The following is a 24,834-nucleotide window of genomic DNA, read 5'->3' as shown; positions in this document are numbered from 1 at the left end:
GAAACTAAATGGTTTTACTTTAAATAGACATTACTGTACCATTTTTGGAAACAATAAAATGCCCAAACTCTAAATGTATTATCGCGTTTGCTGTTTAAATGATTTTTTACTAAAGGTATTACAGTATCTAAATTAAATATACCTTGTTCAGACAGGTATTTTGGTTCAATATAAGACTCTAGTTCCTTTCTTAAACTAGACTTTAACCAGTTTCCCACGGGGGAACCAAACCCCATTTTACTTTTCTCTAAAAACTCGTCAGGGAATTGATCTTTAAAGGCTTCTTTAAGTATGTATTTTTTATTCCATCCATTCATTAAGAATTTTTCTGGAAGGGTATTTGTATAATCCCATATTTTCTTATTTAAGAAAGGCGCTCTACATTCTAGAGAATTTTGCATGCTGGTTCTGTCAACTTTGGCAAGCATTCCACCCTCTAAACTTAAAATTTTATCTACGTGTCTAAAATCGGTAAGTGTTTCTACTTTATCAGATTCTAATTTATCCTTATAATCTGCAAACAGACAATCTTCATACATGTTGGGGTTTAAGATTTCAGCTAGTTCATCCTCAGTATTTGCTAATGAAATAATATCCCAATAGGAATTACCTTGATAATCAATAGCTTTAAGCATTTTTTTAATTTTAAATCGTTTTCCTCTGTTATCGTCTTTTGTGGCCAATAGAAATGCAGAAGATTTTAATAGAACATTATGAATAGTTTGTGGTACGAGGTTAGTGTACCTGCTGTTCATTTTCCCTACGTAATATTTGTTATATCCTCCAAAAACTTCATCGCCACCATCTCCTGTCAATGCTACTTTAACGTAATCTTTTGTTTTTTTAGATACAAAATAGGTGGGTAGTGCGGCTGTATCAGAAAACGGCTCATCAAAATTTAAAAGAATGTCATGTATGTTATCCTTTAAATCGTTTTCACCAATTTTAAATTCATGATGATTACTATCAATCATTTTAGCCACTACTTGAGACTTATCGGTTTCATCTTTCTTAGCTTCCGAAAACCCAATAGAAAATGTTTCTATTTTTTTATTTGCCGATTGCGATAAACACAGCGAGACTATAGAAGAATCAACACCACCAGACAAGAACGTTCCTAAAGGTACATCGGCAATAGATCTACTCTCCACACTTTCGTAAACTAAGTCTTTTACTTTCCTTTTGGCTTCATCAAATGAAATTGGATGTTCTTTTGGTTTTATTTCCTGATGTATCTCAGCTATCGTAAAATCATGATTTTCAAAATCATATTCAATATAATGATTAGCTTCAAGTTTATAGATATTATCATAAATGGTGTAAGGAGCCGGCACATAAGTTAACCTTAAAAATAAATTAAGCCCTTTTTTAGAAATTTCTGGCTTAATAGGCAATACATCCACAATAGATTTTAATTCTGATGCCCAAAGGAACTCTGTATTTGTATTGGTATAATAAAGTGGTTTTTCACCAAAAAAATCTCGCGCTATAAAAAGTTTATTGATGTTTTTATCGAAGATGCTAAAACCATACATGCCATCTAGCCATTTAAAAGATGCTACACCATGTTTTTCATAAAGTTTTAGAATGACTTCGGTATCACTTGTGGTTTTAAATTTTACTCCAGAAGCCTCTAAATCAGACTTTAAAGTTCTATAGTTGTAAATTTCACCATTAAAAACGATTACTATTTTCTTATCATCAGAGTAAATGGGCTGTTTTCCAGAAGTTAAATCTATAATAGATAATCGTCTCATTGCCATACCGATGGCATAGTTATCTTGCTCCACTGCCAAAAACCCATCCTCGTCAGGTCCTCTATGAATTATCAAATCATTCATTTTGGTGAGCGTTGATAGGATATCTGATTCGTTATAGCTGTTTTTTTTAATTATTCCGTTAATTCCGCACATGGGTGTAATTTTATATGTAATTAGTGAGATTCACGTATTACATTGATATATTCATTTAATACTTTGTTCTTTTTAAAATCATTGGAACGCTTAAGAACATTCCTTTTGCAGCTTTTTAGAAAGCCTTTGTTAGATTTGAAGTAGTTAATGCCTTTGGTCATTAATCTGACGTCATTAGTTGGTACCAAAATACCATAATCAGTTAACATTATGTCATCTTTTAAATCTTTTAGTTCCATAATCTCGTCGGGCCCAGATTTACAGTTTGTGCTTAATATAGGCAAACCACAAGACATCGCTTCTAATAAAACATTTGGAAAACCTTCATGGTTTGAACCAAAAATAAATAAGTCTGCAGATTTCAGGTATTTGTAGGGGTTAGGGTCAAAACCCATTAACTTTACTTGATTTTTTAAATTTAATTTATCAATTAACACTTCCAATTCATTTTGAAGTTCGCCTAATCCAAAGATGTAAAGTTTTATTGAAGAGTTTTTAGTTCTATATACAGCTTCTATAAGCATAGTATGATTTTTTCCCTTGGTAAGTCTCCCTAATGTAACGATGTTGAAGCTTTTTTCATCAAAAAAATTGGTGATAGGTTTGATGGTATTGATTTTTTCTAAATCTATTGGATTATGAATTACCCTCATTTTATCTTTAGGGACACCGAAGTTTTCAATTAAATCATTTGCATTGCCCTGAGAATTAGAAATAACTAGATGGGATTTTTTATATAAAAGCTTTATCATCCTTTTATTGAAAAAAGATTGAAAATTTTTGTAACCATACTGTAAGCTAGGGTAAGCACGTTCATTAGTTATTATCTTAAAAGAGTGTTTTGTGAGATTAATTGAAATAATATTTATAAAAGAAGGTCTAGTTAAGAAGCCTAAGCTATGTGTAATTCCTAATTTTTTTATGAGTTTCGCATACTTAAAAGCTAAAAAAGGAATTTTGAGTGTCTTGTTGATACCACTTTCATTAGAATTAGATTTTTCTATGAAGTGAATATTAATGTTTTGAGGTACTTCATATTTAATAGTATCATTCATTAAAATTAAATGTACTTCAATCTTGTTTGCAATACAAAAAGATAACAAATGCGAAACTACTCTTTCTGCACCACCACCAGCTAATGAATATATCAATATTCCTAATGTCATTTTATTTTGTTTAGATTTATTTTCTAAAAATGTATCTTGCAATGTTTCTGGAATTATAAATTATACTCAAATACTATTGAAAAAATCCTCATAATTTTTGATAATGGTTTCTTTATTGAATTTGATATTTACAGATTCGCTTACTTTTTTTAAATTCCATTGTATTTCTGAAACAGCTTTATGAATATTTTCTAAATATTCGGTTTCATCATTTGAAATTAGTCCATTAATACCATTCTCTATTATTTCGTTTAATCCACCAGGTGCTTTAAAAGCAATTACAGGAGTCCCGACTGCACAGCTTTCAATTAAAGAATTTGGAAAACCTTCTACATATGACCCTTGTAAAAAGAAGTCAGACTTCTGAAGATACTCTGCAACGTTTTTAGTAAAAGGAATATGGATTACCTTATCTTCTATACCATAAGCCTTTATTTTATCGAATAACGGCTCTTTTTCTGGACCATCCCCAATTATAGTGTACTTGTAGTTAAGGTCTAATTTAGAAAGTACATTTACAATTCTTTCATGGCCTTTTTGTTTTTTTAATCTAGCAACGGTAATAAATTTTATAGTATCACCTTTTTTCCACTCTCTATCGTTAAATTTAAACCCATCACTTATAGGATTATTAATAATCTTTAGTTTAGCATCTGGTATATTATAATTTAGTTTCATATCGTCAAACATATCTCTAGATTGGCAAAGAATAATATCTAAAAATTTATAGCCAAACCTACTTAAAGGTAATCTACTGAAAAACGTTTTCTCGTTATCGTTTAAGTAATTACTCCTTACACTAATTACGTTAGATACTCTACCAACAAATTTGGTTTTTGGAAATAATAATGATAGAAAACCCATAACTGTATTGACATGTCCAATTGAGCTTATTACTATATCTGGCTTAGTTTTTCTAATCGAATTGAAAAAGCATGGTATAGCTTTTAAAACTCTGTCTTTATTGAAGTAAGTTACATCTAGGCCATCTAAATTGTACGTTGTATTTTTTTTAAAACCAGCAGCCCAAAGTGATACTTCAAAATTATGCTTAGAAACATTTTGAGCTACAAAAGACATCACCCTTTCTGCTCCTCCTGATGTGAAATCAGGTAAGACAAAAACTATTTTTTTCCTTTTAGCCATTTTTTAATAATTAGTAATATTGTTATACTAAATCGGGTTCAGTTGATACTAATACAGATTCATTTTGTTCACTGTCCTCCTGTGTATGCCTGTAATAAAGACTGTAGTCTAATAAAGCTAATACAACTACAATAGGTTTCTCAACAAATAAATAATGTGAAATTACGCTTTCAAATATTATCAGAATTATAAAAACTAAGTAATAGAAATGTTCCTTTTCTCGAGCTAGTTTAATTGACTTGTAGAGAAAAATTATAAAAATGATTAATCCAAATATCCCATATTCGACAGATACTCTTAAAAAATAGTTGTGAGTATTTTTTGAGCTTATATTTTTATCTGCACAATATGCTGTACCTGACCCTAATGGGTTATCTGCAAACTTATTTAGATATCTAATTACTAATGTACTTCTTCCATCACTAGTTCTGTCATCACTTGTTATAATTTCATCGCTTTGCCCTGTCAACAAATCAAGTCTTTCTCCAGCTGCACCTTCTCTAAAAGCAGGCACTTCTTGTCTTATAATATCTGCAAAAACTAGAATAAGCATATAAAAAAAACCAAATAAAAGTATCATTTTTAAAGATGTAAGAAGCAAACGGCTAAATTTTATATTTAAGAAAATTTTCCACTCATTCAAGGATAAGAATATTACAATCAATATTACAGATAATAACCCACTTCTGGAAAATGTAATGAAAACAGAAGATAGCATTATAGTTAAAACCACCATTCTCATTTTTTTTTCTGAAGCATATAGAAGCAGCAATCCTAATCCTAAAAACTTAACAGCAGAAGCAGCAGTATTTGGATTTTCGGCAAAACCACCTTTTCTAGCCTGGTCAACTAAATCTACGTCAGTAACGGGAAGACCGATAAACATGTCATAATATATACTTGCACAGATTACTATAAAACCTATGAACAAAAAAAACCTTATTTCCTTCGTTGAGCATTCAGTGAAAAATATCAAACAAAAAGAATATAATAAAACAGTTGTTGAAAATGCTACTATTTCGTTAAGCATAATTTCAAATGACACTTTATCATTTAAACTAAAAATCAAAGTACATATAAAGGTTAAAAATAAAAACTTTGCTGTATGTGTTTTTAAATAGATAAAGTATTTTCTTATATCAAATTTTATAAAAAACATTACAAAAGACAGAGGAACTAAAAGGTAAGCAGGACTAACAGGAACTATGCCAACTCTAAACAAAAACCTATCGGCACCAGAGACAAATAATATTATAAAAAAGAATAATACATATTTCATATTTTTATATTCTTGATGTAAAAGGGTATTAAAAAAGATTTAAGATTTAATCTTAATAAATAAAACATGGTTTTATCAAATAAAGCTAGAATAAACCATGACAAAACAGCCGAAATAATTATTGAATATGCAGCATAAGTAATTCCAAAGTTAGCTAAAAATATAGTATTAAAAATGACGTTAGATATGACGCTTACTAATTTTATCTTAAAAAGGTATTTTTCCTTTTCCTCAAGAATAAGCATAGAAGTTGTCAAATGACTTTGAAAAAGTATTAAATGACTAAAAATTAAAATCTTCAAAACTTCTACACTGTTAAAATACTTCTCACCGTATAATTGCATTATAATAAATTCTCCAAAAATTATAGTGAGAAGTATTATAGCTATTGCTGAATAATTTAGGATTCCGTACAGCAACAAAATAGTTTTTTCATATTTTTTATCTTCATTATCTTTTTTTAACTCCACAATTTTTGGATAAAGAACCGGAACTATAAGTGAGGGAATTACTAACCAAATTTGTGACAAAATCACTGCAGTACCGTATATTCCCAATTCATTTATACTCAAATAGTATTTAATTAAAAATTGGTCAAACCGCGCATACAACCCTGTAAGTAATGCCCCAAACATTAATGGCCATGAATAGGGAAGCATTTTTTTTAGAATAGAAACCCTGAACTGCATTTCGTTGAGTTTAAAAACTTTTTTATGAAACGCTAAGCATATACCTATAAAAATAAAAACTCTTTCTAAAACATATATAGTTATAAAATAATATACATCAAAATCTAAATAAAGTCCAATTACCAATAGAATAGCTACAATAAATAAAGAAACTGCTGTAACTGATATGTATATGGAAGCCTGTAATTTTCTTTGAAAATAAGATGACAAGACTTCATTAGACATGAACAGAATAGAAGAGGTAGCGATAAAGACAATCCAATATTTGCTGTCTACGCCAGAAAAGGTTATCCATACTCCCAAAACAAAAAGGATAACTACAGAAGCAATTATTCTCGAGATTAAAAATGTGCCTAACATCTTTTTTTGTTGATCACTTCCGTCTTTGTAACCTACTAAGTGTTTAATGATGAATGAAGAATTAAACCCAAGTGCAGCAATTGTAGTTAGTATTGTGAAAAATGATATTCCTAAGTTGTACCAGCCAAAATCTTCAATTCCAATTTTATCAGCAATTTTTGATATTATAAAAATAATCAGTAACAGTCTTAATGCATAACCAAAAATAATCCAAAGATAATTGACTAAATAGATTTTGAACCTTTTTATTAAGTCTATGATGTTCATATTTAGTCAATGGTTTTTGATGAATAATTATATAAGAAGGGCAGAGTTGATAATTTACAAACAACGATTAGCTTTATTTTTTAAAACTCCTTTCACATCATATATTAATCCTTTATTAGATAATAGTTCTGTATAATCTAAATTATTAAACTCCCTATGAGCTGCTGCTAAAACGATAGTATCAAATTTATCTTTTGGTAATTTATCTGTGGTAGTTAGGTTATATTCGTGTTTAACTTCATCTGGGTTTGCCCACGGATCATAAATAGTTACGCTTAGCCCATATTCCTTTAAATGTTTTATAACATCTACTATCTTGGTGTTTCTAACGTCTGGACAGTTTTCTTTAAAGGTAATGCCAAGCATTAAAACTTTAGCGCCATTTACTTTTATATCATTTTTCAACATCATTTTCACTACTTCACTGGCAACATATTGTCCCATACTATCATTCACGCGCCTACCTGCCAAAATAATTTCTGGATGATACCCAACCTCCTGAGCTTTTTGTGCTAAATAGTAAGGATCTACACCAATACAATGGCCACCAACGAGCCCAGGTTTAAAAGGTAAAAAGTTCCATTTAGTACCCGCCGCCTCTAAAACAGAGTGAGTGTCTATATCCATGAGGTTGAATATTTTAGCCAATTCATTAACGAAAGCTATATTAATATCTCTTTGCGAGTTTTCTATAACTTTAGCGGCTTCAGCAACTTTTATCGTAGGAGCGAGGTGCGTGCCAGCAGTAATAACACTTGCGTACAAATCATCTACTTTTTTACCAATTTCTGGTGTTGAGCCAGCAGTTACCTTTAAGATTTTTTCAACCGTGTGTTCTTTGTCTCCTGGATTTATACGTTCAGGTGAATATCCTGCATAAAAATCAGAATTAAACTTCAGTCCACTTATTTTCTCTAGAATAGGAACACATTCATCTTCAGTCACTCCTGGATATACCGTAGATTCGTATATAACGATATCGCCTTTTTTAAGCACTTTTCCAACAGTTTCGCTAGATTTATACAAAGGTGTTAAATCTGGTCTATTATTTTTATCTATCGGTGTAGGAACAGTTACTATGTAATAGTTGCAACCTTTAATATCTTCTATATTTGAGGAACAATACAAGCCAATTTCAGAACTGGGACTGCTCTTTAAAACAGCTTTTAATACAGCGTCATCAACCTCTAAAGTAACATCGGTGCCTTTTTGCAATTCAGAAATTCGTTTCTCATTAATATCAAAGCCTACAACATCGTATTTTGTAGCAAACAAACGCGCTAGTGGTAATCCCACATAACCTAAACCTATAACTGCTATTTTTTCTTTATTCATAATATGTTATTGACCAATTGAAGAATACACAAACCCTATTTTTTCCATTTCGGACTTATCCAGTATATTTCTACCATCAAAAATAAAAGCTGGCTTTTTCATGTTCTCGTAGATTTTTTTCCAATCGTATGTTTTGAATTCATCCCACTCCGTCATTATCGCAACAGCGTGTGCATCATTCAAAGCTTCATATGGCGTTTTCGCAGCTTTTACCAATGCTCTGTTTTCATCTTCAGATCTAGTATTTAAATAGTTTAAATCTGATTGTATTTTTTCACTGGATACTTTAGGGTCGAATACAGCAATGTTAGCCTGTTCGTTTAATAAATGATCTGCAACATAAATAGCTGCAGATTCCCTAGTATCATTGGTGTCCTTTTTAAAAGCCCAACCTAAAAAACCAATTTTCTTACCAGAAACGGTATTGTATAGTGTACTAATTAAATTATCTGCAAAACGTCTTTTTTGGTGATCGTTAAGTATAATAACCTGTTCCCAATAGTCGGCAACTGCATTTAAGTTGTAACTTCTAGCAATATAAACTAGATTTAAAATATCTTTTTGAAAACAGGAGCCTCCGAAACCAACGGATGACTTAAGAAATTTAGGGCCAATTCTTGAATCCATTCCTATTGCCTTTGCAACTTCATTTACATTGGCCTCAGTTTTCTCACATAACTCAGAAATTGCATTAATAGACGAAATACGTTGTGCTAAAAAGGCATTAGCCGTAAGTTTTGATAGTTCTGAAGACCACACGTTCGTTCTTAATATTTGTTCTTGTGGCACCCAACTTCCATATATATCGGCTAAACTCTCAATAGCTTCTTCCGATTCCCCGCCAATTAAAACGCGGTCTGGGTACAACAAATCTTGAACAGCGGTGCCTTCAGCTAAAAATTCAGGATTTGATAAGATATCAAATTTTACTGCGCTACCAGTATTGTCTAAAATACTTTTAATCGCCTGAGCTGTTCTTACCGGTAAAGTAGACTTCTCTACTACAATTTTATCTGACTTAGCTACATTGGCAATGTTTCTAGCGCAAAGTTCCACATATTTTAAATCTGCGGCCATACCTTTACCCTTACCGTAAGTTTTGGTTGGTGTATTTACAGATATAAAAATCATTTCTGACTCGTCTATAGCTTTGTCTATTTCAGTAGAAAAGAACAGGTTTTTACCTCTAGTTTCTTTTACAATTTCAGCCAAACCTGGTTCATAAACAGGAAGTTTTGACACATCGGGATTATTCCAAGCATCAATTCTAGCTTGATTTATATCTACAATAGTTACTTTAATGTTTGGGTTTTTTTTAGCAATTACCGCCATTGTGGGCCCACCAACGTAACCGGCTCCAATACAACAAATTTTTGTGACTTTCATTTCTTTTTATAAATTTTCCCAATACCAATTAACAGCTTCTTTAATGCCGTCATTAATATTGTATTTGGGGTTGTAGTTTAATAGTTTTTTTGCTTTATCAACAGAGGCTAGGGAATGAGGTATATCGCCAGCTCTGTTCTCACGATGCTTTATTTCTACGTGCTTTATGGAATCATCGAACTCAGAAAGGTGTTTTTTCAATAGTGTTGTTAATTCTAAAAGGGTGGTTCTTTCACCATATGCTACATTATAAACTGTATTTAATGCGTTTTCATTTTCAGTTGTAATAGCTAGCAGGTTCATTTGTACAACATTATCTATATACGTGAAATCTCTCGAATAGCTTCCGTCGCCATTTATCATTGGAGATTCATGTTTAATAAATTGTTTCACAAAAAGAGGAATTACTGCAGCGTATGCTCCGTCTGGATCTTGTCGCCTTCCAAAAACATTAAAATACCGCAGACCAATAGTATTTAGTCCATAAGCTTTATGGAATATATCAGCGTAGAGTTCATTTACATATTTAGTTATGGCATAAGGCGATAGCGGCTTTCCTATAACGTCTTCTACTTTAGGTAATGCTTCATGGTCTCCGTAAGTGGATGAACTAGCTGCGTAAACAAAACGTTTCACCTTAGCATCACGAGCAGCAACGAGCATATTTAGAAAACCAGATACATTTACATCGTTAGTTGTAATGGGGTCTTTAATAGATCTTGGAACGGAGCCCAAAGCGGCCTGATGTAAAATATAGTCAACATTTTTACAAGCGTTTTGGCAATCTTCTAGAGATCTTATATCGCCCTCGATCAAGGTGAAATTACTGTTGCTTAAAAAGGGTTCTATATTTTTACGTTTACCGGTAGCAAAATTATCTAGACAGATAGTTTTAATGTTATGGTAAAGAAGTGTTTCACAAAGGTTAGATCCTATAAATCCGGCACCACCCGTAACAAGTACGGTCTTATTTTGTAGATTTTCAAGCATTAATTTGGGTTTGTTGTTAGTAGCTATGGGCAAATATGTGAAAAATTATTTAAACCCTTATGATTATTATACTAAGTTGATGTTTTTAACGATAAAAAATCAGTAGGGTCTTTATAGGGTTAAATTCATCGATAAAAAACAGTTTTGTAGTCAAAATTAAGTTAGTTATAATATGATTTATACCAATCTACAAATGCTTTAACACCATGATTAATTGATGTGTTGGGGCTATAGCCGTAATCGGTTATTAAATCATCTACATTGGCCCAAGTGCGTTCAACATCACCAGGTTGAATGGGAAGCATGGTTTTTTCTGCTTCGGTTTCGAGGTTTAATTCTATTTCCTTAATAAAATCTAATAATTTTACAGAATTGTTATTACCAATATTATAAACCTTGTATAAATCGTTTTTTTCAAGTCTTTCCTTGTTATCGTGCTCTAGAATTCTAACAACACCTTCTACGATATCGTCTATATAGGTAAAATCGCGTTCCATTTTCCCATAATTAAAAACTTTAATAGGTTTGTTTTTAACGATGGCATCCGTAAATAAAAACATGGCCATGTCTGGTCTTCCCCAAGGGCCATAAACAGTAAAAAACCTAAGGCCTGTAGTAGGGATTTTAAATAAGTGGCTATACGTATGCGCCATTAACTCATTGCTTTTTTTTGTGGCGGCGTATAAACTTATGGGATTATCAACATTATCTTCTGTAGAAAATGGTATTTTTTTATTTAACCCATATACACTAGAACTACTAGCATAAACAAGATGTTTTATATTAAAGTTTCTACAGCATTCAAGGATATTTAAAAAGCCGACTAAGTTAGAGTCTACATAAGACTCAGGATTTTCTAAACTATATCTTACCCCAGCTTGGGCCGCTAAATTACAAACCACATCAAAACCTTCATTTCTAAATAAATTTGGAAGTTCCTCACGGTTTTCTAGATTCATTCTGATAAATGAAAAGTTACTGTCTGTTTCGCTGTTGCACAAATAATTATAATTAGATGCTTCGGTACTATTTATACCTAGTTCTTTTAGCCTATCATATTTAAGGCTAGTATCATAGTAATCGTTAATATTATCAAGACCTACAACTTTATGGCCATTTCGCAATAAGGCCTTTGAAGTAAAATATCCTATGAAACCTGCGGCTCCTGTAACGAGTATTTTCATTTTTGTATGATTTGAGGTGTTTAATTGTTTTAATACTACAAATATTAAAAAAAGAATTAAAGGATATTTTATTTAATGCTAAAATGAATTTATTCTCGATGAAGTAACTAGAATTGCTTTTTTGCGTCTTTCTTTTTTTAATAACTGTGATTAAATAAAACAAAAAGCTTCAAAAAAAAAAAATTAGATGCGCGACTTAACTTATGCAATGTAGGTGTTTGAAAGCTCAGATCTTTTTAACATGATCTTCTTCAAATAATACTTATTACATCTTATTAACAATATTTAAAAATATCCGATGAACTACTTATTTTCGCGATGAAATTAAAATTGTTACAAATAAAGAAAGTCCAAATCTCAAATCATAGCGTATATGCCTAAAATTTAGAACGGATAAAATGCATATCGAAATCGATAAAATGTAATATTGAATATATAGTACTACAAAAATATTTATTTTTTCGACGAAATGCATAAAATATCGTTTTAAAGTATATATATTTGAAGCCCCAATGAATCTAATTATTAAAAACAAACATGGAAAACCTACGTTTAAACCTGAACCTATTGATTATTTTTGTATTCTTTTTAACTTTTTTATCTTCCTGTAACAACGAGGAGTTGTATGTCTCTCAGATTGAAGAGCAAATACTAGAAGAAGAAAATGAAGAAACCCCCGAGACAGTAAATGAAATTTTTCAGATTGAAATCGAGAATGATGTTGCTGAAACATTTGAGAATGTACCTGTAGAGATAAAAATACTAGAAAATGATTCGAGTATTCCAGCTAACTTTACTGTGACAAGTACTTCCCCGCAAGAAGGCTCTCTAGAAATTATTGATAACGATACGCCTAACGATTTTTCAGATGACTCAATTTTATACTCGCCTAACCCTGGTTATTCTGGGGCTGATTCTTTTGAATATACTATTTGTGATGCCGATAGTGTCACAGAAAATTGTAGCACAGCAGTGGTTACTATAAGTGTTAATCCCAGAGTTGATAATATTGCTACCGAGTTAAAAGCATTTCCGTCGGCTTACGGTAGTGGGAGCAACGTAACTGGTGGACGTGGAAAGCCTGTTTACAGGGTGTCTAACCTAAATGGAACTGGTGCAGGTTCATTTGCACAGGCTTTATCAGATAGTAAAACAACGAATGGAGGTATAATAGTTTTTGATGTTGGTGGCACCATAAATCGTGAGACAAGCTTTTCTTTTGGAGGCCTACAAAACGTAACTATAGCAGGTCAAACAGCGCCTTATCCTGGTATTACTTTTGCTGGTAACAAAATGGAAATTAAAAACTCAAGTAATGTCATTCTTCGTTTTATGAGATTTAGACCTCCTTACACGGCGTCAGGTAATTTAAAAGAGGCTTTGTCCTTTCGAAATGTTCAGGATATTATTGTAGACCATTGTTCATTTAGTTGGGGTAATGATGAAGTTGTAACTTTTTGGGCACCAGGAGGCGGAGAGACAATTCAAAATATTACGTTTCAAAGAAATATTTTAGCGGAAGGAAAGACTGGAATGCTTTTAGGGGATAGTGATGACCCAAGTAAGAATGATAATTTGTCTTTCATATATAACTTAACCTATAATATTACTCATAGGTTTCCTAACATTCACACAGACGGAAATGCTGAAATAGTCAATAATTTTATTTACAATTATAAACACAGACTTACAGTAACAAAAGGCTCACCAAAGTTAAACTATATAGGAAACTACATTGAATCTGCATTAAATACTGTTAGCGACGTTAAGGTAAATATGATTGTTACAAACGAAGAAAAATCAGGATCATTTCCTTTAATTTATGCAGAGCAGAATGTTGCAGACGGGCGATTAACGGCCGATGGTGATAATTGGACTTTGTTTAGATACAGAGATGTCTCATCACCTTACTCAGATGAAGGAAATCCAATAAGTGAAGCTTCTTATCGTACAAATACTATGTTTCCATTATTAGGTCATGATGTACCTGTTTTAAGCGCTTCGGCTGCTAGAACATCTATTTTAGCCGATGTAGGAGCTAATAAATACCTGTCAGCCGATGGAAAGGTTAATAATTATTCAGATACTGTAGACCAGCATTATTTTGATAATATCAATAATAGTACACCACATAGTTACAAGGGTGGTAATTCTGCGGATTATCCGAGTGATCCACACTACATAGCCTTTCAAAATTCCGTAAGCGCAACACCTGTAAATACGAGATCAGTGGATTACGATTCTGATAATGATGGTATGCCAGATGTTTGGGAAATAGCAGCTTTTGGAGATTTAACAAGAGATGGTACTGGTGATTTTGATGGTGATGGCTATACTGATGTTGAAGAGTTTTTAAATCTGGTTGATTTTTAATTAAAGATTTCAAATCGCTGACGACGCTGACATTTCATGCTATTCGTCTGGGTAGTGGCTTTTACTATTATTATTTATGCATACCCTGTCAGATATCAAAGCACATTCGCCCAAATAATTAAAAAATTAAACTTGAGTTATACGATTTACTTTAAGTGTTTTCACAAAAGCGTTTCCTTGTAAACCAATGAATTACGTTTTTTCTATATTAACCTTGTTAATTAGTAAATCGTATAAGATTTAAGTATGCCTATATAAATCTGTATTTTTATTAGGTGAATATGCATTAGAATTATTCTTTAATCTAAATTTATATAGTAGCCAATAATATTAGACATTAGTTGGAAAGCAACAATAATAGTAAGAAAAAAACTCTATTTAATTCGAAGAATTGATAATATGAAGATTTTTAAATTCAACAGTCTAGCACAGTTAATTAAATCTATTCACAGATTAAAAGGTTTTTAAAGTAGTTCATTCAAACCCTATAATTATACCATTATAAAAGCTTTTAAAGGTCGACAATCTTAAAAATAAGAAATTAGGTTAATTGAATTTGAATTAACATTTAAAAAGTTACAAACAAATAAGGACTTCAAAAAGACATCGAAAATTAGTCTTATTAACGAATTTTGAGAAATATTAATTAATAAAACGCTCCTATATAGGTTTATTCAATTTGTAATTTACAGCAAAATAAAGTATTCCTTATAAAATTTAAATCTTTTATCCCATAAGTTTATATATTATATTCAGTTAGTAGATTCGCAATTGTTAAAATCAACTAAGAATAAAAAAAGGCATAGGATTTATATAGAATCAATGAACCCAAATTCTTTATACCACTTGCTTAAAACATAAACTTTCCAAATATTTTCGGTATGGTCATATTTTTCACTCATGTGTTCACTCAAAATAGTTTTAAATTTAGAAATATTCAAGTTCGGTACTTTATTTAAAAAATCATCATTTAAGGCAGAAATAAACTCTTCTCTCAACTCATGTCTCATCCAATTGCCAATCGGTACTGCAAAACCTTTTTTAGGTTGCGTAAAAACCTCTTCAGGTATATATTCTTTTAAGATATCTCTTAATATTTTTTTTTGCCTCCCTTTTTCATAACGAAAAGACATTGGTAATGATCGTGCAAACTCAATAACTCGATAATCTAAAAAAGGGCTTCTTACCTCAACTGAATAGGCCATACTTGCACGGTCTACTTTAGCATTACTATCATTTTCTAACCAAAGTTTAATGTTTAAATCCGCTGCTTTTTGCAAAAAGTTATTAGACCATTTTTTATAGCCCTGGTAGTGCTTCATGTAATCTTGGTTTTTCTTTTTTAATAAAAACCCTTTTCTGGAGAATATATTTTCAATAAAATCATTTCTTGTTTTTGTAGTCAAAGCATTTTTAACTCTATATGTATTTTGGCCAATCATATTTAAAATAAATTTACTTGATAAGGCTTTTCGTATTGAGTAAGGAATATCTATAATAAATTTATTCTTTATGAGCGAATCAAAATGGTCATAACCCATAAAACTCTCATCCCCACCATCTCCAGATAACGCTACGGTAACGTGTTGTTTTGTAACGGAGTTTAATAACAATGAGGGGAGCGCAGAACTATCCGCAAATGGTTCATCATAAACTTCAACTAGTTTGGGGATTAATTTTAAAACATCATCAGAACTACAAATTGTTGTTTTGTGTTTGGAACCAATTATATCCGCGTATTGTTCGGCTATTTTACTCTCGTCATATTTTGGGTCATCAAACCCAATAGAAAATGTATTTATAGGTTTCTCTGACACTTTAGCAGCTATACTTGAGACTAAAGCAGAATCTATTCCTCCAGACAAAAAAGATCCTATTGGCACATCTGATTGAAGTCTTATTTTTACTGCATCTATTAATAAATCGTGTAGTTGTGCTTTGGCTTCGGTGTAAGATATATTCTTTATTTCTACCTCTTTTAAATTCCAATATTCATTTATTTCATAAGTATTGTTGTTCAAGTTTATTTTCATAGAATTTCCTGGAGGGAGCTTGTAAATATCTTTTGCAATTGTATATGGGCTAGGTATAAACTTGCAATCTAAAAATATTGATACTGCTTCATCATTTATACTTTTGTTTTTTAAAAGTGGTCTAATCTGACTACAAATCTCAAATTCGTTGTCTTTCCAGTAATAATAAAAAGGTTTAACACCTAGTCGATCTCTCGCTGAGAATATTTCATTTTTTACAGGATCATAAATGGAAAAGGCAAACATCCCATTTATTTTCTTGAGAATTTCTTCTCCCCACTCTTTAAAGCCTATTAAGAGAACTTCCGTATCGCTTTCCGTAGAAAAGCTATAGCCTTTATTTATAAGTTCCTTTTTTACATCTTTATAATTGTATATCTCACCATTAAAAACTATTTCTAAACCTTTGTAAGCCATTGGTTGGTGAGATCTGGAATCTAAATCTAATATTGATAGTCTAAGATGGCCTAGAGTAAGATTGTTAATCTTTTTTATCCCAGTGTAATCAGGACCTCTAAACGAGATGGAGTCTAGTTTTTCCTTTACAATAGTTTCCTCAAATGGAATATTTGTTAAATATATACCGCACATGCCTTGTTTTTTGTGTAAATCAACTATATAATTTTTATATAAACAATATAAAAACTAAAAATTCTATGAAGGGAGTAAAAGTTAAGATATGGTGCTTCTTCATACCTGTTATGTTGAAAAATTTATTTTTCAATTCTTTATGTAGCTATTGTGTTCAAAATCTTATGAACAAAAAAATAAAGTTTTTCTTGATTAAGAATTTGATTCTATGGCTGCCAAAGACATGTCGATAACATGCAAAGATTATCCATAAAAATTAACCGCTGTGTATTTAACCGATTTTAAATATGTTTTTAGCGAAATATGTCGTCTCTAAGCCTTTTGCACTGAAACTATTACTAAATTTACAGCGCAATACAAGATTAAATTGATTAATAGCAGAGTTTTGATTTAATTGAGTTGTTGTTCTACTGGTTTATCTAAATCCCTCTCTTATGTGGTAGGCCATTTATTATTTACAGCTTTAAATCAATTTTGAAAATTTTGAATATTAGTTATTGATTTTGTTTTCTTCTTTATTGGGGGATTTCATTAATAAATACTTTTATTTTAATTGCTTTTATAAGTGGATTAATTATAACATGTTGACAAAAACAAAAATATATTTATCATCGCCTCATATGGGAGGTGCAGAAAAGCATTTTGTTGAAGAAGCGTTCAATACAAATTGGATAGCGCCTTTGGGCCCTAATGTTAGTGGTTTTGAGGAAGCTATATCTGAGTATTTAGGCAGTGAGCATGAAGTAGCTGTTTTAAGTTCAGGAACCTCTGCGATCCATCTGGCCCTAGTTTTATTGGGAGTTTCAATTGGAGATGAGGTATTATGTCAAAGTTTTACGTTTTCTGCATCAGCTAATCCCATTATGTATCAGGGAGCTACTCCTGTATTTATTGATAGTGAAAAAGATACATGGAATATTTGTCCAGAATTATTAGAAATTGCCATTCGAGATAGAATTCAAAAACACAAAAAGCCAAAAGCTATTATTGCTGTTCATCTTTATGGTATGCCTTATAAAGCAAATGAGATTAATGCAATAGCCGAGAAATATGATATTCCTGTAATTGAAGATAGTGCTGAGGCTCTTGGCAGTAGTTATATGGGTAGGCCTTGCGGGACTTTGGGAGACTTTGGAATTCTATCGTTTAACGGTAATAAAATTATTACAACTTCTGGAGGAGGTGCTTTGATTACTAAGAGCGCAGAAATAAAACATAAAGCAGTTCATTTGGCTACCCAAGCTCGAGATGATGCACCGCATTATGAACATTCCAAAATTGGTTTTAATTACAGAATGAGTAATGTGGTTGCAGGTATTGGTAGAGGACAAATGCAAGTACTTGATGATAGGGTAGCGGCAAGAAGACAAAACTTTGAATTTTATAAAAAGAATTTAGAACGTTTTGAGCAAATTGAATTTTTAAAAGAACCTAAGGGTTACTTTTCTAATAGATGGTTGACTTGTGTTAAGACAGAGTCATTTGAATTAAGGGAAGCACTAAGATTGAAATTGTTAGAAGAAGATATTGAATCTCGACCATTGTGGAAACCAATGCACATGCAGCCTTTATTTAAAGATTTTTTGCATTTTACTAATGGAACATCCGAAGAATTATTTGAGAAAGGACTTTGCTTACCAAGTGGTTCAAATTTAACAAAGGACGATTTAAATAGAATTTTAAAGATTATTACAAAAACCCTCAATACAACTAGATTAACCTAAAACCCCTCACTTATGATTAAAAATTACTTTTCTTTTTATTCACAAAAGTTTGCCTCAAGATGGTTGGTTTTTGCAATAGATTTAGCTATAGTACTGTTTGCTTTATTTATGGCATATTTTGTAAGATTTAATTTTACATTAAATTTTGATTTAAACCAATTTTTAATTCAAGCGCCATTGCTATTATGTATAGCTTCAGTAAGTTTTTTACTTGTAGGTTCATTTAAAAGTGTAATTAGACATACCGGTTTTACCGATGTAGTAAATGTGTTTAAAGCAGTAGCCTTAATGGCATTTTTAACAACACTTTCTGTACTCATTAATGCAATTACAAATATTATCCCAGAATTTACAATACCAAAATCTATAATTGTATTTCATGCTTTAATTAGTTTTGTAGCCTTATCGGGATGTAGGCTACTGTTTAAGATTGTGTATAACCACTTAAAATGTAAACTAACGAGCACTAGGAATGTTATGATATATGGGGCTGGAGATTCCGGTATAGTTACATACAATGCATTAATAAACAATACTAAAACCAATTACAATACGTTATTCTTTATTGATGATGATCCTAAGAAAAAAGGCAAGTTAATTAATGGTATTAAGATTTTATCTTTAGAAGATGTAAATGAAGACTTTGTAAAATATAATAATATTCATGAGATTATTGTGGCTGCTCAAACGATAGATACGAGTAAGCTCATTAATATGGTGGACAATTTAATTGATTTTGATATTAAAATAAAAAAGGTACCACCTATTGAAGATTGGATTAACGGTGAATTCAATAGCAATCAAATTAAGCAATTTGAGATTGAAGATTTATTAGGAAGGCCTCAAATTAGTATTGATAATCCAAATCTTTTAAATGAATTTAATGGAGAGACCGTTTTGGTTACCGGAGCTGCTGGATCTATTGGAAGTGAGTTGGTAAAGCAACTATCAAATTTCAATTTAAAGGAGTTAATTCTTGTAGATCAGGCTGAATCTGCATTGTATGATGTACAGCAAGATTTAAAAAGAGCAGGGAAGTATAATTATTCAGCGATTGTTGCTGATATTAGAGATGGTTTAAGGGTAGATTCTATTTTCCAAACACACAACCCAACAATGGTCTTTCATGCTGCTGCTTATAAGCATGTGCCTTTAATGGAAAAATCTCCTTATGAAGCCATAAAAATAAATGTTAATGGAACAAAATTACTAGCAGATACAGCATCACGTTATAATGTTAAGAAGTTTGTTTTCGTCTCAACCGATAAAGCAGTGAATCCAACTAGTGTTATGGGCGCTACAAAGAGAATGGCCGAAATGTACATAAGTTGTCTCCAAAAGGAAAGTAAAACGAAATTTATTACAACGCGCTTTGGTAATGTTTTAGGATCAAATGGTTCTGTAATCCCATTATTCAAGAAACAAATTGAAGCAGGAAGTGCTTTAACGGTGACTCATCAAGATATTACTAGATATTTCATGACTATTCCCGAGGCATCCCAATTAGTATTGGAAGCTGGAACGATGGGTAAAGGAGGTGAAATATTTATTTTTGATATGGGAGAGTCAGTTAAAATTTTCGACTTGGCTAAAAATATGATTAAACTGTCTGGATTAAGGTATCCTGAAGATATTGATATAAAGATTACAGGTTTACGTCCAGGTGAGAAACTTTATGAAGAATTACTTGCCAATGGAGAAAATACGTTATCGACTTATCATAAAAAAATAATGATAAGTAAGACAAGAGAATTAGATTATACCACTGTAAAAGCTCAGATAGAAGAGCTTTGTATAACGAACCGTTTTCAAAACAATAACATTGTAATGAAAATGAAGAGTTTGATACCAGAGTATAAATCAAACAATTCTGAATACGAAAAATTTGATACAAGAGTTAAAATTTATAAAAAAGCCAAAGGCATAACAGAAACTAACTCAAAAGATTCTAAAGTTTTTAAATCTGTGAAATAGATTTTAATTAAAAAAAACATAAATTCAACCCCAAATTTATTAAAGAATGTATAGCAATTATTTTGTTAAGATAAGACTTTGCATAGTATATATTACTATTACGATTTGTTTATTCTCTTGTGCTTCTAAAAGTGAGGTGATATATTTTCAAAACGCTAAAAATTTTGAAACTATAGTAGATACAGAAACTTTTGCTCCCAAATTTAAAGTTAACGACGTAGTCAGTATCTATATATCAACTTATGATATGGAAGCAGTGACACCATTTAACTTATTTGAAACTGCTGGACCTAATACAAATGCTAGACTTATTGACTACTTAGTGGATATAGATGGAAACATTGACTTTCCAGTATTGGGGAAAGTTAAAATTTTAGGGCTAAGTATAGAAGAAACTAGAGAGTTGTTTAAGGAAAAACTCACAGAATACCTTAAGGATCCAATAATAAACATAAGAATATTGAATTATAGAGTATCTGTTTTGGGAGAAGTTAATTCGCCGGGGAGATATGATGTTTCTGGAGTTAGAATTACACTCCCTGAAGCGATTGCATTAGCTGGAGACCTAACTATTAAGGGAAAGCGTGAAAATGTATTGGTAATAAGGGATTTTAATGGGACTAAAACGTATACAAGAGTTGATTTAACTAACAAAGAGTTGTTTAATTCTCCAGTATATTATTTAACCCAAAACGATGTTGTTTACGTAGAACCCAATAACTCGGCAATCAGTAATGCTTCAGGAGATAGTAGAATTGGAACGATAATTAGTATTTCTTCATTTATTCTTACTACAGCATTGATATTTGTAACAAGAAATTAATTTATGACTTCAAATTCAACTAATAGAAAATTCAAAACTAATACTGAAAGATTAGATCTTAAAAGCAAATTTAGTATCTATACAAGGCAATGGAAGTGGTTTGCTTTAAGTTGCATTACCTTTTTAGTGATCGGCTTCTTTTATTTAAGATATGCTACCCCTAAATATAATGCTTATGGTAAGATTATGTTGATGGACGATAAGAATGTTTCTAGTCCTGCAGATGCCATACTACAGGATCTTAGCAAAATATCAAGTGTTGAAAAAGAGTTGATTGATGACGAAATAGAAGTCATTAAATCAAGGAAATTGATGAAAGAAGTGGTAAAAAATCTAGATCTAAATGTACAAATATTTTCGAAGGGTAGACTTCATGATTCTGAGTTTTTCCCACATTCAGAAGCTCCAATAAGGATTAATTTTATTGCTTCTGATTCTTTGATATATGAGTCCGATTTCGAATTTAGTTTACTTTTCACTTCTGAGAATACATTTGATTTTAAATACTTTCCTGATCCAGGTGCCGAAGAAATAACTAAAAAAGCTGTATTCGGAAAAAACATCACCACTCCTGTAGGGGATATTTTGATAACGCCAAACGTTGAAGATATATCCTTCCTAATAAATGAAGTGATTTTTGTAAAAATAAGCACCTTAGATAAAATAGCAGAATACTATAAAAATACTATTAGGGTTTCTCCTGCAGTTGAAGGGTCTAAAGTAGTAAACTTATCTTTAGACGATTACTCTTGGGCAAAGGCTATTGCAATAATTAATACATTGGTTGATGAATATAATAGAACTTCAATTGAAGAAAAAAACATAAGGTCTAACAATACAGCTGAGTTTATAAATAAGCGAATTGATTTAATTGCTACTGATTTATCAAATGTTGATAATGAAATTGAACGTTTTAAAACTGGTAATAAATTAACAAATATTACTTCCGAAGCTGACCTATATTTAAAGAATAACGCGCAAACTGAACAACAATTGGCTGCCAGTCGTACAGAATACAGCAAAATCAATTATATGAAAAGTCAGATTATGGATGATTCGTTTAATCCTATACCAGCCAATGTAGGTTTGTCTGATGCAGGAATTAATGCTACTGCTTCGAAATATAATGATTTGCTAAATGAACGTAACAGGCTTTTAAAAAGTTCGAGTGAGAAAAATCCACTCATCATAAATTTGGATGAACAATTAAATAGCTTAAAAAGCGGACTTAGCCAAAGTTTGGATAATGCTGCGCAAACTGTAGGTCTACAAATTAGAAGTTTAGAAAATCAATCCGCTAAGATTAGCTCGAAAATATATGCTGTTCCTGGTCAAGTGAGAAAATCACGGGATATACAAAGAGAACAAGGTATTAAAGAATCATTGTATTTGTATTTGTTACAAAAGCGTGAAGAAGCTACTATTTCTTTGATTTCGACCTCTCCAAATGCTAGGACAATAGATGAAGCTCATTCAGAAAAAATACCTGTCTACCCTAAAAATATAATGGTATATCTGATTTGCTTTATTATAGGTTTGGGAATTCCATATGCAGTTTTGTATATTAAACAGTTATTGGATACTAAAATTCACAATAAAGAAGATCTTCAAAAAATAATAGGAATCATGCCAGTACTCGGTGAGATACCGCGAATAAGTACTTCTGGTAGTAGATTGATAGAACGTAATGATAGGTCAATCCTTTCAGAATCATTTAGAATTATAAGAACTAATTTTGATTATATAAATCGTAATAGAAAAACAGAGAAATACCATAATGTTGTTTTCGTTACGTCTACAATTAATGGTGAAGGAAAGTCTTTCGTAAGTCTAAACATGGCTCTTACTAAGGCTAATACCGGTAAAAAAGTATTACTTCTAGGTTCTGACATTAGAAACCCTCAAATTTATTCAGCAATTAAAACAGAAAAAAACAAGGATAGATCTGATATAGTAGGATTGACAGAGTATTTAGCAAATGAATCGGTTAGTATAAGCGACACCATTAACAGGTATAGTATTAATGATATTAATATAGATATTATACTATCAGGTAAAGTGCCACCGAACCCAGCTGAATTACTAATGAATGAGAGAATAAAACCATTGTTTGATAAAGTTTCTTCTGAGTATGATTACGTAGTTGTGGACACTGCTCCTGCTATGTTAGTAACGGACACTTTATTAATAAGTGAATATTCAGGAAATACAATTTATATTACTAGAGCAGACCACACCGAAAAGAAAATTTTGAATTTTGCTAAAGAATTACAGGCTGAGAACAAGCTTAATAATATGATGCTTGTAGTTAACGACGTGAAACAATCAAACTTCGGTTATGGTGCTAAATACGGCTATTATGGTGCGCCTAAAAAGCAACGATGGTTTTCATTTGGAAAAGCCTAAAAAAACATAAAAAGCCAGTTAAGTAATTTTAACTGGCTTTTTTATATTTATAATAATTGCTAAATTAGTTTTCGTAAAACTTAAAAGCCTCTAAAATTATAGCATCATCTACTAAGCAATCTATTTTAGTTTTTCCTATATCCTCTAGTAATACAAAATTTATATTTCCATGAGAATTCTTTTTATCGTACTTTAAAAGCTCAATTATGGCAGGATAATCATTATCCTTAAATGCTATATTACCGTAATATTTTTTTATAAACTGCTTTATATCATTTGCTTTATCTTCTGGAAAACCCACAAGTACTTTTGATATGTATATGGCCAGTACCATGCCAATGGCAATGGCTTCACCATGTAACAAATCAGTTTTATTAGGATTACTTAGAAAGTAAGACTCTATAGCATGACCAAGTGTATGGCCAAAATTCAACGTTTTTCTTAATCCATTTTCGTGTGGGTCTTTGTCGACGACATCCTTCTTTATTAAAACAGATTCATATATCAATTCATCTAAATCTTCTAAAGTTAATTCAGAAAACTTATTGAATTTATTCCAATACGTTTCATTACTAATAAGGCCATGTTTTAGCATTTCTGCGAGTCCAGACCGCATCTGTTCTTTTGGTAAGGTATTTAAATAATTAGTATCTATAAGAACAATATCGGGAGTGCTTATTACACCAATCTGGTTTTTTAAAGTGCCTAGATCCACACCAGTTTTACCGCCAACTGATGCATCAACCATAGCAAGTAACGATGTTGGAACGTTTATATAGGCAATACCTCGTTTAAAGGTAGAGGCCACAAAACCACCAAGATCAGTAACAACCCCTCCACCAATATTTATAAGCAAACTTTTCCTGTCACCATCCAATTCAGATAAGGTATTCCAAACACCAACGCAAGTATCAATGGTTTTATGGATTTCTCCGGCCTCAATTTCTATGATTTCGATACTGCTGGTAGATTCTAAATGCGACATAAAATAAGGTAAACAATGCTCATGTGTGTTGCTATCTACCAGAACAAATATTTTAGAAAAATTATTCTTGTGTATATGTTTATTAAGAGCAGGATAGCACTTGTCGTTAAAATGAATTATACCGTTGTTCGCTGTTATAGAATCCATGAAAAATTATCTGATTAATTTGATGCGAAATTAAGTAGATTTTAACAAAAAAGGTAATTAGAG

General features: G+C 31.4%; 16 protein-coding genes. 5 read left to right on the top strand and 11 right to left on the bottom strand.

Going from position 1 to position 24,834, the window contains the following annotated elements; translation table 11 throughout:
* Nucleotides 1–14: 14 nt before the first annotated feature.
* The 9 genes from asnB (BMY39_RS08325) to BMY39_RS08285 all read right to left on the bottom strand — a co-directional run bounded on the left by asnB (BMY39_RS08325) (nt 15) and on the right by BMY39_RS08285 (nt 11,715).
* Nucleotides 15–1,913: an asparagine synthase (glutamine-hydrolyzing) gene (gene asnB, locus BMY39_RS08325; protein WP_092578512.1), complete on the bottom strand. Its 1,899-nt coding sequence runs from the start codon at nt 1,911–1,913 to the stop codon at nt 15–17.
* A 20-nt stretch (nt 1,914–1,933) separates the two neighbouring features.
* On the bottom strand, nt 1,934–3,079 hold the full coding sequence (locus BMY39_RS08320) for a glycosyltransferase (protein WP_092579179.1): 1,146 nt from the start codon (nt 3,077–3,079) through the stop codon (nt 1,934–1,936).
* 66 nt (nt 3,080–3,145) lie between these two features.
* Complete coding sequence (locus BMY39_RS08315) at nt 3,146–4,225, bottom strand: glycosyltransferase (RefSeq protein WP_092578510.1); 1,080 nt, start codon at nt 4,223–4,225, stop codon at nt 3,146–3,148.
* A gap of 22 nt (nt 4,226–4,247) precedes the next feature.
* Nucleotides 4,248–5,504 carry an O-antigen ligase family protein gene (locus tag BMY39_RS08310; protein ID WP_092578508.1) on the bottom strand — a complete coding sequence of 419 codons (1,257 nt, stop codon included), beginning with the start codon at nt 5,502–5,504 and terminating at the stop codon, nt 4,248–4,250.
* Complete coding sequence (locus BMY39_RS08305; protein ID WP_092578506.1) at nt 5,501–6,820, bottom strand: flippase; 1,320 nt, start codon at nt 6,818–6,820, stop codon at nt 5,501–5,503. Before BMY39_RS08305 ends, BMY39_RS08310 begins: the two co-directional genes overlap by 4 nt.
* Before the next feature lie 54 nt (nt 6,821–6,874).
* The gene (locus BMY39_RS08300; protein WP_092578504.1) at nt 6,875–8,155 is read right to left on the bottom strand and encodes a nucleotide sugar dehydrogenase; all 1,281 of its coding nucleotides are present in this window, start codon (nt 8,153–8,155) and stop codon (nt 6,875–6,877) included.
* Nucleotides 8,156–8,161: 6 nt separating this feature from the next.
* Nucleotides 8,162–9,541: a nucleotide sugar dehydrogenase gene (locus BMY39_RS08295; RefSeq protein ID WP_092578502.1), complete on the bottom strand. Its 1,380-nt coding sequence runs from the start codon at nt 9,539–9,541 to the stop codon at nt 8,162–8,164.
* A gap of 6 nt (nt 9,542–9,547) precedes the next feature.
* A complete protein-coding gene (locus tag BMY39_RS08290) occupies nt 9,548–10,531 on the bottom strand; it encodes an SDR family oxidoreductase (protein WP_092578500.1) in 984 nt (327 codons plus the stop codon).
* 161 nt (nt 10,532–10,692) lie between these two features.
* Entirely contained in the window at nt 10,693–11,715 is a 1,023-nt protein-coding gene (locus tag BMY39_RS08285) for an NAD-dependent epimerase (protein ID WP_092578498.1), read from the bottom strand.
* Between the two features lie 537 nt (nt 11,716–12,252).
* Here BMY39_RS08285 and BMY39_RS08280 point away from each other — a divergent pair.
* Nucleotides 12,253–14,088 carry an Ig-like domain-containing protein gene (locus tag BMY39_RS08280; protein ID WP_092578496.1) on the top strand — a complete coding sequence of 612 codons (1,836 nt, stop codon included), beginning with the start codon at nt 12,253–12,255 and terminating at the stop codon, nt 14,086–14,088.
* A gap of 809 nt (nt 14,089–14,897) precedes the next feature.
* On the opposite strand, the gene asnB (BMY39_RS08275) is transcribed toward BMY39_RS08280, so the two are convergent.
* Nucleotides 14,898–16,712: an asparagine synthase (glutamine-hydrolyzing) gene (gene asnB / locus BMY39_RS08275; protein WP_092578494.1), complete on the bottom strand. Its 1,815-nt coding sequence runs from the start codon at nt 16,710–16,712 to the stop codon at nt 14,898–14,900.
* Between the two features lie 581 nt (nt 16,713–17,293).
* Here asnB (BMY39_RS08275) and BMY39_RS08270 point away from each other — a divergent pair.
* Genes BMY39_RS08270 through BMY39_RS08255 form a run of 4 tightly spaced genes read left to right on the top strand, consistent with a single transcriptional unit; the run spans nt 17,294 to nt 23,639 of the window.
* Nucleotides 17,294–18,436, top strand: a complete 1,143-nt coding sequence (locus tag BMY39_RS08270) for a DegT/DnrJ/EryC1/StrS family aminotransferase (RefSeq protein ID WP_092578492.1) — start codon at nt 17,294–17,296, stop codon at nt 18,434–18,436.
* 12 nt (nt 18,437–18,448) lie between these two features.
* Complete coding sequence (locus tag BMY39_RS08265; RefSeq protein WP_092578490.1) at nt 18,449–20,410, top strand: nucleoside-diphosphate sugar epimerase/dehydratase; 1,962 nt, start codon at nt 18,449–18,451, stop codon at nt 20,408–20,410.
* A 46-nt stretch (nt 20,411–20,456) separates the two neighbouring features.
* Complete coding sequence (locus BMY39_RS08260; protein WP_092578488.1) at nt 20,457–21,233, top strand: polysaccharide biosynthesis/export family protein; 777 nt, start codon at nt 20,457–20,459, stop codon at nt 21,231–21,233.
* Between the two features lie 3 nt (nt 21,234–21,236).
* On the top strand, nt 21,237–23,639 hold the full coding sequence (locus BMY39_RS08255; RefSeq protein ID WP_092578486.1) for a GumC family protein: 2,403 nt from the start codon (nt 21,237–21,239) through the stop codon (nt 23,637–23,639).
* A gap of 64 nt (nt 23,640–23,703) precedes the next feature.
* Here the strand turns inward: BMY39_RS08255 and aroB are convergent, their stop codons facing one another.
* Nucleotides 23,704–24,771 (bottom strand): 3-dehydroquinate synthase, encoded by a 1,068-nt coding sequence (gene aroB / locus BMY39_RS08250; RefSeq protein WP_092578484.1) that lies wholly within the window; start codon nt 24,769–24,771, stop codon nt 23,704–23,706.
* Nucleotides 24,772–24,834: the final 63 nt, after the last annotated feature.

The sequence above is a fragment of the Hyunsoonleella jejuensis genome, assembly GCF_900111025.1.
In the GTDB taxonomy this organism is placed as follows: Bacteria; Bacteroidota; Bacteroidia; order Flavobacteriales; family Flavobacteriaceae; genus Jejuia; species Jejuia jejuensis.
This window is presented reverse-complemented; position numbering and strand designations above follow the sequence as displayed.

Excerpts from the sequence above, each read along its gene's own strand:
- asnB (WP_092578512.1), bottom strand. The coding sequence starts at position 1,913 with ATGTGCGGAATTAACGGAATAATTAAAAAAAACAGCTATAACGAATCA.
- BMY39_RS08320 (WP_092579179.1), bottom strand. The coding sequence starts at position 3,079 with ATGACATTAGGAATATTGATATATTCATTAGCTGGTGGTGGTGCAGAA.
- BMY39_RS08315 (WP_092578510.1), bottom strand. The coding sequence starts at position 4,225 with ATGGCTAAAAGGAAAAAAATAGTTTTTGTCTTACCTGATTTCACATCA.
- BMY39_RS08310 (WP_092578508.1), bottom strand. The coding sequence starts at position 5,504 with ATGAAATATGTATTATTCTTTTTTATAATATTATTTGTCTCTGGTGCC.
- BMY39_RS08305 (WP_092578506.1), bottom strand. The coding sequence starts at position 6,820 with ATGAACATCATAGACTTAATAAAAAGGTTCAAAATCTATTTAGTCAAT.
- BMY39_RS08300 (WP_092578504.1), bottom strand. The coding sequence starts at position 8,155 with ATGAATAAAGAAAAAATAGCAGTTATAGGTTTAGGTTATGTGGGATTA.
- BMY39_RS08295 (WP_092578502.1), bottom strand. The coding sequence starts at position 9,541 with ATGAAAGTCACAAAAATTTGTTGTATTGGAGCCGGTTACGTTGGTGGG.
- BMY39_RS08290 (WP_092578500.1), bottom strand. The coding sequence starts at position 10,531 with ATGCTTGAAAATCTACAAAATAAGACCGTACTTGTTACGGGTGGTGCC.
- BMY39_RS08285 (WP_092578498.1), bottom strand. The coding sequence starts at position 11,715 with ATGAAAATACTCGTTACAGGAGCCGCAGGTTTCATAGGATATTTTACT.
- BMY39_RS08280 (WP_092578496.1), top strand. The coding sequence starts at position 12,253 with ATGGAAAACCTACGTTTAAACCTGAACCTATTGATTATTTTTGTATTC.
- asnB (WP_092578494.1), bottom strand. The coding sequence starts at position 16,712 with ATGTGCGGTATATATTTAACAAATATTCCATTTGAGGAAACTATTGTA.
- BMY39_RS08270 (WP_092578492.1), top strand. The coding sequence starts at position 17,294 with ATGTTGACAAAAACAAAAATATATTTATCATCGCCTCATATGGGAGGT.
- BMY39_RS08265 (WP_092578490.1), top strand. The coding sequence starts at position 18,449 with ATGATTAAAAATTACTTTTCTTTTTATTCACAAAAGTTTGCCTCAAGA.
- BMY39_RS08260 (WP_092578488.1), top strand. The coding sequence starts at position 20,457 with ATGTATAGCAATTATTTTGTTAAGATAAGACTTTGCATAGTATATATT.
- BMY39_RS08255 (WP_092578486.1), top strand. The coding sequence starts at position 21,237 with ATGACTTCAAATTCAACTAATAGAAAATTCAAAACTAATACTGAAAGA.
- aroB (WP_092578484.1), bottom strand. The coding sequence starts at position 24,771 with ATGGATTCTATAACAGCGAACAACGGTATAATTCATTTTAACGACAAG.